Origin of the sequence: Acuticoccus sediminis, from assembly GCF_003258595.1 — a bacterium.
Classification (GTDB): Bacteria; Pseudomonadota; Alphaproteobacteria; order Rhizobiales; family Amorphaceae; genus Acuticoccus; species Acuticoccus sediminis.
Map to the genome: position 1 here is coordinate 36,777 of NZ_QHHQ01000015.1, position 12,956 is coordinate 49,732.

Genomic DNA, 12,956 nt, shown 5'->3' on the forward strand with positions numbered 1-12,956 from the left:
ATTCCCCCGGCACAGGTGTTCGCCAAGAGAGCAGCAGCAACGGAAGGTCGAACAGCAATGACGACGCTTCTCGCCGTCCTCGGACTGACGGGCCTGTCCCTGGCGCTGGTGCTCGGCTCGCGGAAGGCGCTGGGCGGACACGATTCGCCCTGGCCGCAGCGGGCGCCTTTCCTCGGTGGCGGGTCGCCCGCGACACATGCCTGGCAGCGCTACCACGTGCGCTTCTACACGATGACCCTAGTCTTCATCGCCTTCGAGATGGAGATGATGTTCATGTACCCATGGGCGGTCGTCTTTGTCGAGGAAGGGCTGAAGGCGCTCGCCGAAATGGGGATGTTCCTCGCGATCCTCTCGATCGGCATCCTCTACGGCTGGCGCGAGGGGGTGTTCCGGTGGCAGTGACCCCTCTCCCGGTCTTCCCGGCCATCGGCGAAGGTGCGCTGGGTGCGGTCGAGCGGCTCGCGCTGGACCCGCACTTGCGGCTCGTCGCGACGCCGCGGGCGGCGCGGGTGCTTCTCGTGGCCGGGGCGCAACGGCCCGCCGATCGGCTCGCGCTCGCCAGCGTTCACGATCAGCTGCCGGCGCCGCGGCGCACGCTCTGGTGGCGCTCAGATCCGCTGCCCGGCCTCGATGCAGGCCGCCGCCTGCCGGACGACCTAGACGCGGCGGCAGCGACCCTTACCGCCGGGCTGGGCGAGGACGACGAGCCGGCAATCCTCGACGACCGGCCGCCGAACCCGTGGGAGGGCATCGGCCCGCACGGACAGGGCGGCGAGGGTATGATGGGCGGCACACCCTACGGCCGGCCGATGCCCATGACCGCCGACGACCTGCGCGATGGGCTCGCGCTCGATCCCTATTCGGCGATGTTCGGGCCATATCTCGCCGCCTTCCCGCCGGGGCTTTCGCTCAGGATCACGCTTCAGGGGGACGTCATCCAGTCGGCCACGCCCATGTCGGCGCCCTATACGCAGGATGGGTTCGCCGCGACGCCGCACTGCGCCCTCGCCCGCGTGCTGCGCCTCATGGAGCTGCCAGCGCTTGCCGAGCGTCTGGTGCGTGCGGCCGCGGCGGATCCGGACGCGCCGAGGCCTAGACTGGCACGCGCCGTCCGCTGGTCCGGCTTGCTCGCGGCGATCCCGCCGGGGCTCGGGGCTGTCGGTGGCCGAGATGTGCGCGGGCGCGTCCGCGGGTTGATCGATGCGCTAACGAAAGGCACCCGTCGGGACGATGACGCCGTTCCGGACCTTGCCGGGCTTCTGCCGGGGCTCGAATGGCAGGAGGCGGTGCTTTGCCTGGTGAGCTTCGATCTCGCGCGGCTGCGTGAAGCGGCGGTGCCCCCGGCTGCGGCGCACGGGGGGAGAGCGGCAGCATGAGCCTCGCGGCGGTCCCGGCACTCTTCGTCTTCCTCGCGCTCGGAGCCGCGTTGGCCGCGGTGCTCGACGCAATGGCGCGGGCTGCGGTGGCGGGCGCCCCCGTCGCGCAGGCCGCCGGCGCTCCGTTTCGTGTCGGCCGGGCGCTCCTTGCCCGGCAGACCATTTCAACCGAAGCGCCAGACCGGGCGAACTGGCGGCTCGCTCCGGCGTGGTATGGCGCGCTCGCGGCGGTGGGTCTTTCGGTGGTGCCATTTGCCGATGGCCTCGCGCTGGTGCAGCTGCCGAGCGGCATCGTGCTGTGGGGCGCTGTCGAGGCGCTGACGGTTGTCGTCGTCTTCCTGCACGGCTGGTCGCCCAACGCGCCGTTCCCGCTGATCGGCGCCTATCGCTACGTGGCGACGGGGCTACCCGTGATGCTGCCGTCGATGTTCGCGCTGATCGCGGCGGCGCTGCCGGCCCGCTCGCTCGACGTGGTGGCCATCGTAGAGAGCCAGCGCGGGATGTGGAACCTCGTGCCCCAGCCGCTCGGCCTGCCGCTGTTCCTCATCGTCGGCCTCTCCCTCACCTTGCGCGGGCCGATGGACTATGCCGATTCCGCCGACCTTTCCGGCGGCACCAGCGCGGAAGACTCCGGCGCCGCCCGCGCGCTCTGGCAGGCGGCGCGGCTCGCCATGCTCGTCTCGTTCGCGGCGATGGGCGCGACGGTCTTCCTCGGCGGCCATCTCGGCCCGGTGCTGCCGGGGCCGCTCTGGCTGGCCCTCAAGACAGCGATCGTGATGGCGCTGCTGGTGGCCCTCACCCACCTCGTGCCGCGCATGCCGGTCTCGCGCATGGTGACGCTCCTGTGGGTCGTCCTCCTGCCGCTGTCGTTCCTCCACCTCCTGCAGGCCGGGCTGGCGGCGCTATGGCTGTGACGGACATTCTGTTCATCGCGCTCTCGGCGCTCGCGCTCTGGGCGGGCTGGCGGGTCTTCCGCGTCGACTCCATGGTGCGGGCGAGCTTCTGGCTCATGCTCTCCTTCTTCGCCGTGGGCGGGATCGCGCTCTTGTTGTCGGCGCCCTATATCGGCGTCGCCACCGTCTTCATGATGGCGGTGGAGATGATGGTCATGGCCCTCTTCATGGTCATGTTCATGATGAACCCTGCCGGGCTCAACCCGATGCAGATGGTCCACCAGCATCGCCTGTCGATCGCCGCCGGTGCGCTCGCCTTCGCCGGGCTCGCCGCTGCCGTGCTTCTCACCGAGCTGCCCTCCGACCCTGTCGCGGCCGACACGCGCGTGGTCCACGATCTCGGCATCGAGCTTCTGGGCTCGTCCATGCTGATCTTCGAGACGGCCGGCGTCACGCTGCTCGCCACGATGGTCGCCGCCGTCATCCTGTCTGCCAGGAGCGGGCGCTACGGCGACGCATGGGAAGGCGCCGTGCCGCCGGGGCTGGAGCCGGGTGGCACCCCCGCCGGCCGCGTACCGGACGAGGAAGGTGGCCACCATGCCCACCATGGCCACGACGACGGCGGGCACGGACACGGCGGTCACCACCACGGGGGGCACGCATGACCTTGGCATCCGTTCTCATCGTCGCCGCCGGGCTCGTCGGGATCGGGCTCTACGGGGCGCTGTCGCAACAGTCGTTCGTGATGCTGATGATGGGCATCGAACTGATGCTGAACGGCGCGCTGCTGGCGACGCTCGGCTTCTGGTCATTCGCCCTCGGCGGCGCGCCGGAGGGGCAGCTTCTCGCCATCCTCATCATGGCAGTGATGGCGGTCGAAATGGCGGTGGGCTTCGCGCTGGTGGTCGCGGTCTACCGCGCCCGGCAGGCTGACGTCATCGAGAGCCTAGGGACGCTGAAGGAATGATGCTCGCCCTCGTCGCCGCCCTCCCCGTCCTCTCCGGTTTCGCCCTCGTCCTCGCCGTGCCGGAGCGTAGCCGCGCACTCGCCGCCGCGGCTGGCCTCGTGCTCGCGCTGGTCGTCGCGCTCGCCGCGGCGGTCGCCATCGCGGACGCTCGCCTCGCCATCGTGTGGACGGGCGCGCTTGGCCTTCATGCAGGGCTGACGCCGCTGTCGGCGGTGATGCTCGTCCTCGTGCCGCTTGTCGCCCTCCCGGTCACCGTCCACGCCGCACTGAACGAGGAGGAACCCGCGCTCGCCCGCCTTGTCGGGCTGATGCTGGTGTTCGTCGGCGGCATGGAGCTGGTCGTGATGGCGGACGACCTGCTGACGCTTCTCATCGGATGGGAGGTGATTGGCGCGGCGTCCTGGGCGCTTGTCGCCCACCGCTGGCGGGACAGCCACGCCGTTTCGTCCGGCGCCTGGGCCTTCCTCGTCACGCGCACCGGCGACGTGGGGCTGTTCCTCGCCGTGATGGTACTGTTCGCCGCCACGGGTTCGCTGGGCTTCGAGGCGCTCGGCGAACTCGCCGGGTGGCCCCTCGCCCTCGCGGCCAGCGGGCTGCTCGTCTCGGCGGCGGCGAAGGCGGGGCAGGTGCCGTTCTCGCCGTGGCTCTTCCGCGCGATGGACGCGCCGGCCTCTGTCTCGGCGCTGCTGCACGCCGCGACGCTCGTCGCCGCCGGCGCCTACCTCGTCGCGCGGGTGGAACCTCACCTCGCCGGCACGGGATTCGGCGACGTGGCCATAGCCGTCGGCCTCGTTACCGCGATCGCCGGCGGTGTGGTCGCGATGCTGCAGAACCACGTCAAGAAGCTGCTCGCAGCCTCCACTTCGGCGCAGCTCGGCCTCATGTTCGTCGCGGCGGGAGCGGGATACCCGGCCGTCGCGATCCTCCACCTCGTCGCCCACGCGCTCTACAAGGCGCCGCTGTTCCTCGCTGCCGGGCTCGCGCACGAGATTCGCGGCACCTACGCGCTCCATCGCCTCGGCCTCGGCAGGTCCACGCCGCTTCTCGCGCTGGCGGCTCTGGCCCCTGCGCTGGCGCTCGCCGGCGTGCCGCCGCTGGGCGGAGCGTGGACGAAGGAAGAGATCGTTTCCGCCGCGGGACATGCGAGCCTTTGGCTCTCGCTTCTCGTCACCCTCGCTGGCGGGCTGAGCGCAGCCTATGCGACGCGATACCAGAGGCTCGCCTTCGGCCGCGGGGCGGAGACGCCGCGCGACCGGCTCCCCTCCGTCGCCGCTCTCGCGCCGATCCTTGCGCTGTCAGCGGCTTCGCTCGGCCTCGCTGTCCTGTGGTTGCCGGCTGTTTCCGAGCGGGTGGCGCGTTGGCTGGGGGGCGAGGTTCCGGCCGGGACCGTCCTCGAGCTTGTCCTCTCGCTCGCGCTGGTCGCGGTCGGGATCGTTTTCGGCCTCGCCCTCGCGGCCCGCGCGCCGCGTCTCGGCGCCGAGGGGCGAAGCGCGGCCTTCTCCGACTGGCTGGGCCTGCCCTGGCTCCTCGAGCATGCCATTGCCCGGCCGGTGCAGGGGCTGGCGCACCACCTCGGGCGGATCGACGACCGCGCGCTTGACGCCCTGCCGCGTGCGGTGCGCGACGCGTCGGCGGCCGTGCCGCAGCGGCTGGCCGCGGTGGACAACGCCGTGGTCGACGGCGGGGTGCGCCTCGCGGCCGCCCTCTGGCGGTGGCTGGCGCGCGTGCTCGACCGGTTCGGCGAATTGGGGGCGGAGGGGCTTCCCTCCGGCAGCGCCTTCCTCGTCGGCCTCGCCGGGGCGGAAGCGCGGCGGGTGCAGACGGGCTTTTCTCACCACTATTACGTGATCCTCGTGGCGGGCCTCCTCGCGGCGGTCGCCGTGCTCGCGATCGGAGCGTGACATGCTGACACTTGCCATCTTCCTCCCGCTCGCCGGCGCTCTCGTCCTCCTCACCGCGCCCGGGCTGACGGAGCGAACCCTGCGCCAGCTCGCGGTGGCGCTCGCCGCGGTGCCGTTCCTCCTGCTTCTGGTGGCGTGGACGCGGTTCGATACCGGCGGCGCCGCCTTCCAGCTCGTGGAGGAGGCGCCATGGGTGCCGGCGCTCGGCGTCGCCTGGCGCGTCGGCGTCGACGGCATCTCGCTGGCGCTGGCGTTGATGACGGCGCTGGTGTTCCTCGCCGCCGTCGCGTGGCCGATGGAGCGCGCCGAGCGGGTGCGCCAGTACTACGCCTGGTTCCTGTTCCTGGAGGCGATGTCGCTCGGCCTCTTCCTGACGCTCGACCTCCTGTTTTTCTACGTCTTCTTCGACCTCTCGCTGGTCGGCATGTTCTTCCTGATCGGCCGGTGGGGGCACGGCGAGCGGCAGGCGGCGGCGCTAAAATTCTTCATCTACACCTTCGTCGGCTCCCTCGCGATCCTGCTCGCCATCATCGCGCTCGTCCTGTCGACGGACCCGCTCACCTTCGACATGCGAACCCTCATCGCCGAGCAGCCGCTGGCCGGCGCCGGGCCGATGGCAACGCTCGTCTTCCTCGGCTTTGTCGCCGGCTTCGCGATCAAGACGCCGCTCTTCCCGGTGCACACCTGGCTTCCGCCCGCGCATGTCGACGCGCCCGGGCCGGCCTCGGCGATCCTCGCGGCCGTGCTCCTCAAGATGGGCACGTACGGGATGGTGCGCATGCCGCTCCAGATGCTGCCCGAGGCGTTCGCGGCCTATGCGCTGCCGCTTGCGGTGCTGGCGCTCGTCTCGATCCTGTGGGGCGCACTGGTCGCCTTCGGCCAAACCTCCATTAAGCGGCGGATCGCCTACACCTCCGTCAACCACATGGGCTACACGGTGCTCGGCATTGCCGCGGCGGGGGCGCTTCTGTCGGGCGAGGAGGCCGCCCGGCAGCTCGCGCTGACAGGCGCTGTGGTGGAGATGGTGGCGCACGGCCTCATCACCGGGGCGCTGTTCCTGATCGCCGGCGGCATCTGGGCGCGGGCCGGGACCTATGAAATGGACCGCTTCGGGGGCCTCGCCGCCGTCGCCCCGAAGCTGACAGTGGCGACGGTGGTGGCCGCCTTCGCCAGCCTCGGCCTGCCGGGCCTCGCTGGGTTCGTGGCCGAGGTGCAGATCTTCGTCGGCACCTTCGCGGTGTTCCCGTGGCTCGCCGCGATCGGACTTCTGGGCATCCTCGTCACCGCGGCGCTGTTCCTGACGATGCTGCGGCAGGTCTTCTTCGGCCCGCTCGCGCAGGAGCGGCGCGCGTTCCCCGACGTCGGCCGCGTCGAGCTCGCGGTGCTGGCGGGGATGATGGCGCTGGTGATCCTGATCGGGGTCTATCCGACGTGGCTGCTCGACATGGTGAACGCGGCGACCGGCGCCATCGTCGCCTCGGCCGCACCCGCAAACGGGGGCTGAGGCAATGCCCGTCGGCGACCTCGCACCGGAGATCGCCGTCCTTCTGACGGCGGCCGCGGCGCTCCTCTTCGCATCGTTCGTGTCGCGGTCGTGGCACTGGTTTAGCGCCGTGATCGCGCTGTCCGGCCTCACCGTCGCGGCCATCCTGCTCGCCCAGCAGGTCGGCCGCACCGGGACCACCTTCAGCGGCACCTGGGCCATCGACGGCGCGAGCGTCTGGGCGCGGTTCGCGATCCTCGGCGCGAGCGGCCTCTGCATCATGATCTCGCCCGGCTGGTTCGCCACCGACAGGCGGCACGGCGAGGTCTACACGATGTTCCTCCTCTCCACCCTCGGCGCGATGGCGCTCGCCGGCGCGGCAGACCTCCTGCAGCTTGTCGTAGCGGTGCTGCTGTCGTCCGTCACCGGCTATACGCTGGCCGCCTACCATCGCGGGTGGGCGATCTCGGTGGAGGCGGGGATGAAGTACTTCCTCGTCGGCGCGCTGGCCAACGCCGTGCTGGTGACCGGTGTCGTCCTCGTCACCGGCATGGCGGGCGCGACGGGCTACGAGCCGCTCGCATCGGCCTTCGCGGCCGGCCTGGAAGCGTCGCCGCTGCTTCTCGCCGGCCTCGCGATGGTGGTCGTAGGCATCGCCTACAAGCTGGGCGCCGTGCCGGCGCACGCCTGGGTGCCCGACGTCGCGGAGGGAGCGCCCGTGCCGGCGGCCGCGTTTCTCACGATCGTGCCGAAGATCGGTGCGGCGGTGGCGCTCGCCCGCCTCGTCGCCGTGGTACCGCCCGACGCGCTGCCGATCCGCTCGCTCGTCGCCATCCTCGCCGCCGCCACGATGACGCTCGGCAATCTCGCCGCGCTGTGGCAGGACGATGTGCGCCGGCTGATCGGCTGGTCCTCGGTCAGCCAGGCCGGCTACGTGATGATGGCGGTCGCGGTCATCGGGCTCGACGCGGGGGCCGTTCACGCCCTCCTTGCGATGGTCGGCGCCTATGCGCTCGCCAACCTCGCCGCATTCGCCGTGGTGGCGGACCTTCGCGGCCGCACGGCGCTGGTCGACTATCGCGGCCTGTTCGCGGCCCGGCCGCTCGACGCGCTCGTCCTGACGCTCGCCTTCCTGTCGCTGGTCGGGATCCCGCCGACCGTCGGGTTCTTCGGCAAGTTCACGGTGTTCAGCGTGACCATCGGCGCGGGCTACGGCTGGCTCACGCTCGTCGCGGCGGTCAACACGGCCGTCTCGCTGGCCTACTACGGCCGGGTCCTGAAGCACGCCGCATTCGAGGAGCCGGCAGGGACGATGGCGCGCCTGGACAGTGCGACGCTCACCGGAGTCGTCGCATCCGGCGCGGCGATCGTGGCGCTCGGTCTTGCCGCCGGGCCTGTCCTCGGTGGGCTGGTCGATGCTACCCTTCTACCATGAGGTAGCTGACCGGGGAGCCCCCATGCACATTAGTCGTTACTACCTGGCGCCCGATTACGTCGGGTAAGCGCCACCGGCAAGCGTATCGCCATGGACGAATTACTTTCAACTATATACGCGAATATATCTGGTAATATTCGTCCCGAAGGGATGCGCGCTGGAACGTTGCGTCAGACGTAAGCCGACAATATAGCTACCCCGTTCATTCGCCCTCCTCCTCAGCCGGCGAGGCGCGCGGCTCGGCCGGACGCGCGCTCCTGATCGCGGTAGTAGCGGACGGCGGCCTGGACGGAGCGGTGCAGCGAGTGGCGCATGGCGGCCTCGATAGGAACGCCTTGCAGCGAGGCTTCGGTGAGATAGCCCGCCCGCAACCCGTGCGCCGAAACCCGAGCCGCGTCGATGCCGGCACGCGCGGCCCGCGCCTTGACGATGGCGTTGACCGCATGGCCGGACAATGCGCCCTCGCCCACCGCCCCCCAGCGATCGATGGCGCGGAAGATCGGGCCTTCGCGTGTGCCGGGCCGCACAGCGCCGAGCGCCGCGATCCAGGCCTCGAGGTGGGCCTGCGCCCGCCCCGTCACCACGAGGAAGGTGTCGTCCTCGGCCGACGTCGTCTTCGTGCGGCCGAGGATGATGGCAAGCCCGTGCGCCGCTTGCGCCGGCGCATCGACGAGCGCCGCGCCGCGCGCCCCGTCCTGCTCCAGGCGGACCACCCGTTCCAGCCGCAGGAGGCCGAGCTCGGAGCGCCGCCGCCCGCCCGTGGCGAAGGCGACGAGCAGCAGCGTGCGGTCGCGCAGCTCGCGCAGGGACAGGGCGTCGCCGGGCAGCGGATCGGCCCCGATCATCCGGTCGAGAAGGGCGCGCGTCACCGCCGTCTCGCTGTGGCGTTGCCGCGGCCGGTCGGCGGCCTTGCGGGCGGCGGCCAGCGTGCGGCGCACCGTGATGGAGGAGAGCGCCGCGTCGAACCCGCGCAGCTGCGCGATGCGCCGCCAGGAGGCGAGACGCCGCGCGACGGTCGCGGGCGCATGGGGCAGGGTCGTGCGCAGCATGCCCTCGGCCACCAGCGCCGCCTCGACCGCGGCCGGCATGCCGTAGCCGTCGCCGCGGACCGCGCGCTCCTCGGCCCGAAAAAGGTGATGGGCGATGAAGGCGAGCCCATCACCGTCGGCCGGCGGCCAGGCGAGGGGCGCGCCGCGCGCGGCCCGGTGCCAGGCCTCCAGATAGGCAAGGTCGGAGACGACGGCACGGACGGTGTTGTCCGGCACGGATGCGCGCACGAGGTCCCGGAGTGTCTCGACATCGCCGGCCGTCAGGTGGCCGGCGAGCCGGTCCGCGGTGGCGACCGGCAGAAGGTCGACGAGGGCGTCGGCGACGCTCATCGCCGGTCCTGCAAGGGCGGGGGGAGGGAACCGCTTTGCATCATCCTGTGCCGTTGGCATGGCGCTCCTCGCAGCTGAGGCCGTTTCCGGGGCTGATCGTCGTCCCGGAGGGGGCGATTCGGCATGCTATCGTGGCACACGATAATGGGGTCTTATCGTCGGCCAGCGCGGAAACCGGACCGGCGAGATGTGTTGGACAGGAACAACGTGTTACTGTCCGCAAGAGAGTCGCGCCGCTCCGGAAACCCGCCCCATGCACCGCCCCATGGACCGCCATGCACCGTCCCGCTCCGGCCTCGATCCGGAGCCCATCGCCGCGGCATCCCTGGCCCTCGGCCGCCTCGCCGAGGCGGTGCGCCGGTCCCCCATGGCCGCCGCCTTCCGCCTCCGCGAAACCGCCACCGTCGCTGCCGAAATGGCCGCGCGACGCCTCGGGCCGGCGCGGGCGCAGGACCTCTTTGCCATCGTCGCCGGTGCGCCGGGCGCCCATGTCGACGCGGGGGACGAGCTCCACGCCGCCCTGTGGTTCTGGCGGCAGGGCCTGCGCGCCTGGTACATGCAGCCGCTTCCCGCCCCCTGGGGCGGCGCCGAGCCCGACGACTACGGCGACAGCGAGCGGGCGCGCGACTGGCAGGCCGACGATGGGGCCACCCTCCACCCCGAGATCGCCACCGCCCTCGCGCGTATCGGCCCGCTGCAGCCGCACGCCGGTCTCGTCGCGCGCCTGCAGGCGATCCGTCGCGCCGGCCCGCGCGAACGCGTCGTCGGCGCCTTCGACATCGCCCTCGTGCTCGCGCTGCGGCCGGTCACCGGATCCGTCCTTCCCTGCCTCGCCACCATCATGCCGCCCGCCGGCGCGGCAACGGCGTTCGAGCCCTGGCTGGCCCGCACGGCGCTCCGCATGGCCCGTGCGGCCGACGCCAGCCGCGCCCGCCTTCTCACCCTCGAAGGGGCCTGGCGACGCTGGCAGGGGAGGGTGGGGGCGCACCGGACGAGCTCGCAGCGGCCGGCCGTCCTTGCCCTGCTCGCCCATTCGCCCCTCCTCACACCATCCGCAGTGGCCGCCTCCCTCGATGTGGCCTCAAGGACCGGGTTGCGGCATCTGCAGGCGCTGGAAGCGGCCGGGGTGGTGCGTGAGGTGACGGGGCGCGCCCGCTGGCGCCTCTACGCCGCCTCCGATCTCGGGCTTTCCCCCTGGGCACCGCGGCGCCGGCAGCAGCCCGAGCCGCCATCTGCCGAAACCGGGGCTGGTTTCTCAGTTCCGCCCGCCGATCCGCTCCCGCCCGTGGACTTCGACAGCATCGATCGCATGCTCCACGATGCCTACCACGCCGTCGATCGCGCCATGCTCCACATGGAAGCCCGGTTTGCCGACCCGGCGGGACACCCGCCGGGTCGGTCGCGGTGAGCCTCAAGCCAGCCGCGCTCCCAACACGAGCGATCCCAGCGCGAGGCGCTGAAGGCCGCCGGCTGCGAGAAGGTGTTCAAGGAGAGGGTTCCGGCGCAGCGTGACCGCCGCAACTCGCTGCAGCGATCGACGACATGAGGAAGGGCAACACCCTCGTCGTCTGGAAGTCCACCGCCTCGCGCGCTGCATAAAGCTGCTCCTAGAGACCGTCAAAGGCCTCGAGGCCGAAAGCATCGATCTTCGCTCTCGCTGCGACGATGCGTTGCCGATGCCATTGCCTCTGGTCAACGATCAAGCAAAGGCGAATGAATGCATGCCACGTGTCAGTCGCGACCAACGGTTCAGGCGCCTTCGCGACAAATTATCCTTGGCGTCGTGCTTCAAGTGGCAGCGTTGGCAAAGCGCGGCGAGGTTTGACGGTGCGTTGTTGAATGGATCGTGGTCGAGATGGCAGCACGCAAGGGACACCATCGAGCGGCGCAGACCGATCATCGCCGCATCCCTCTCCGGCGAGACCAGTTCGGGCCAGAGCCACCCTTGTTGAAGCGCCCGATCCCGGAGCACCGAAGGCGGCGCCAAAACGACCTTCCTTCCTCTCTCGTCGCGCCAGGCATCGCCGTTCCACCAGAGACCGACGCGTCCTGCAACGCGCATCTCGCCAAGATGCCAAACACGCGCTCCGTGCGGTCTTGCGCACCGTTCACAGCATCCCCCCGCACGCTCGAAGCGAATGACATGACTGAGCTCCGTCCAATCGATCGGATAGAACGTAAGCGCTCACGGTGGGCCGTCTACGCGGGGAGCGGGTGCCAGGGCATGAGGTCGTCGAGCTGACGGTTGCTCCAGCCGCTCGCGATGCGCTCGAGGGTGAGGGTCAGCCAGGCGTGCGGGTCGATGCCGTTGAGCTTGGCGGTCGTCAGCAGCGTGGCGAGTGTGGCCCAGGTTCGGCCGCCCCCATCGGAGCCGGCGAACAGAGCGTTCTTGCGGGTAATGGTCTGCGGGCGGATGGCGCGCTCGACGATGTTGGAGTCGAGCTCGACGCGGCCGTCGTTGAGGAAGCGCTCCAGGTCGGCGCGGCGTGGCAGTGCGTAGCGGATGACCTCGGCGGTCTTCGCCTTGCGGAGGATGCGTGCGAGCTCGGCGAGCCAGCGCTCGAACAGTTCGGCGACGATCGGCGCGGCGGTCTTCTGACGGGCGGCCTGGCGGGCCTCGGCGGGACGTCCGCGGATCTCGGCCTCGAGGTGCCAGAGTGCGGCCATGCGCTCCACGGTCCATGTTGCGGTCTGCGATGAACCGGCGACGTGAAGCTCGTAGAACTTGCGCCTCAGATGCGCCCAGCAGGCGGCGAGCGTCATCGGTGCCTCGGACCGCGCCGGGTCGGCGAGGCGCCTGTAGGCGGTGTAGCCGTCGACCTGCAGGATGCCGGTGAAGCCCGCGAGGTGTCGCGCGGGGTGGTCGCCGCCGCGGCCGTCCTCGAACCGGTAGGCGACCATCGGCGGATCGGTGCCGCCGAAGGGGCGGTCGTCGCGCGCGTAGGCCCACAGCCACGCGCTCTTCGTCTTGCCGCGGCCGGGGTCGAGGGTCGGCAGCGTCGTCTCGTCGGCGAAGATGCGGGGGCCGGCGCGGATGTGATCGAGGACGCGGGCGGCCAGCGGCTCGAGGTGGAAGCCGACGCGGCCCATCCAGCCGGCCATCAGGTTGCGGCCGAGCTCCACGCCGTCGCGGCGATAAATATTGCCCTGGCGGTAGAGCGGCAGGCCGTCGGCGTATTTGGAGACGGCGACGTGTGCGAGAAGCGCTTCGGTCGGCAGCCCCGCCTCGATCAGCCGGGCCGGTGCCGAGGCTTGGACGACCCCGTCGCGGCACGTCTTGCAGGCGTACTTCGGCCGGCGGGTGACGATGACGCGGCGAGGAGCATCGCCTTCAGCGTCTCGGGATCATCGGGGAGATCGGCGGCCGGGCTCATGGCGCGATTGAATCATGCCGTGCCGATTCGCGCCCGCATCAAGCCGCGCCCTGAGTCACCTCGCCGCAGGTTGTGATCCGGCGTGGAATTTTGACCCCATAGAGCGGGGGATCGGCGTCCAATTTTGACCCCCTGAGGCGCGGGTTGC

Annotated in this window: 10 protein-coding genes and 1 pseudogene; 9 read left to right on the forward strand and 2 right to left on the reverse strand. The window is 71.1% G+C overall.

Translation table 11 applies throughout. From position 1 onward, the window contains the following. The first annotated feature begins 57 nt into the window (after positions 1-57). Genes DLJ53_RS33185 through DLJ53_RS33220 form a run of 8 tightly spaced genes read left to right on the forward strand, consistent with a single transcriptional unit; the run spans position 58 to position 8,055 of the window. Entirely contained in the window at positions 58-402 is a 345-nt protein-coding gene (locus tag DLJ53_RS33185) for an NADH-quinone oxidoreductase subunit A (protein ID WP_111352600.1), read from the forward strand. Continuing rightward, positions 393-1,376, forward strand: coding sequence for a hypothetical protein (locus DLJ53_RS33190; RefSeq protein WP_146620178.1), 984 nt, complete (start codon positions 393-395; stop codon positions 1,374-1,376). The genes DLJ53_RS33185 and DLJ53_RS33190 overlap by 10 nt, the downstream gene beginning before the upstream one ends. Beyond that, positions 1,373-2,290: a complex I subunit 1 family protein gene (locus DLJ53_RS33195; RefSeq protein WP_111352602.1), complete on the forward strand. Its 918-nt coding sequence runs from the start codon at positions 1,373-1,375 to the stop codon at positions 2,288-2,290. Before DLJ53_RS33190 ends, DLJ53_RS33195 begins: the two co-directional genes overlap by 4 nt. Beyond that, positions 2,281-2,934, forward strand: a complete 654-nt coding sequence (locus DLJ53_RS33200) for an NADH-quinone oxidoreductase subunit J family protein (RefSeq protein WP_111352603.1) — start codon at positions 2,281-2,283, stop codon at positions 2,932-2,934. Before DLJ53_RS33195 ends, DLJ53_RS33200 begins: the two co-directional genes overlap by 10 nt. Continuing rightward, positions 2,931-3,236: an NADH-quinone oxidoreductase subunit NuoK gene (gene nuoK, locus DLJ53_RS33205; RefSeq protein WP_111352604.1), complete on the forward strand. Its 306-nt coding sequence runs from the start codon at positions 2,931-2,933 to the stop codon at positions 3,234-3,236. The genes DLJ53_RS33200 and nuoK overlap by 4 nt, the downstream gene beginning before the upstream one ends. After that, positions 3,233-5,137, forward strand: a complete 1,905-nt coding sequence (locus DLJ53_RS33210; protein ID WP_202913495.1) for an NADH-quinone oxidoreductase subunit 5 family protein — start codon at positions 3,233-3,235, stop codon at positions 5,135-5,137. The genes nuoK and DLJ53_RS33210 overlap by 4 nt, the downstream gene beginning before the upstream one ends. 1 nt (position 5,138) lies before the next feature. After that, complete coding sequence (locus DLJ53_RS33215) at positions 5,139-6,641, forward strand: complex I subunit 4 family protein (protein ID WP_111352605.1); 1,503 nt, start codon at positions 5,139-5,141, stop codon at positions 6,639-6,641. A gap of 4 nt (positions 6,642-6,645) precedes the next feature. After that, positions 6,646-8,055, forward strand: a complete 1,410-nt coding sequence (locus tag DLJ53_RS33220; RefSeq protein ID WP_111352606.1) for an NADH-quinone oxidoreductase subunit N — start codon at positions 6,646-6,648, stop codon at positions 8,053-8,055. Between the two features lie 218 nt (positions 8,056-8,273). Here the strand turns inward: DLJ53_RS33220 and DLJ53_RS33225 are convergent, their stop codons facing one another. Then, positions 8,274-9,434 (reverse strand): site-specific integrase, encoded by a 1,161-nt coding sequence (locus DLJ53_RS33225; protein WP_111352607.1) that lies wholly within the window; start codon positions 9,432-9,434, stop codon positions 8,274-8,276. Positions 9,435-9,687: 253 nt separating this feature from the next. Between DLJ53_RS33225 and DLJ53_RS33230 the strand changes: the two genes are divergently transcribed. Continuing rightward, entirely contained in the window at positions 9,688-10,842 is a 1,155-nt protein-coding gene (locus DLJ53_RS33230; protein WP_146620179.1) for a winged helix-turn-helix domain-containing protein, read from the forward strand. Between the two features lie 791 nt (positions 10,843-11,633). Here DLJ53_RS33230 and tnpC read toward each other — a convergent pair. Then, positions 11,634-12,749: pseudogene (gene tnpC / locus DLJ53_RS33240) on the reverse strand (IS66 family transposase); the annotation flags it as partial. Between the last annotated feature and the right edge of the window lie 207 nt (positions 12,750-12,956).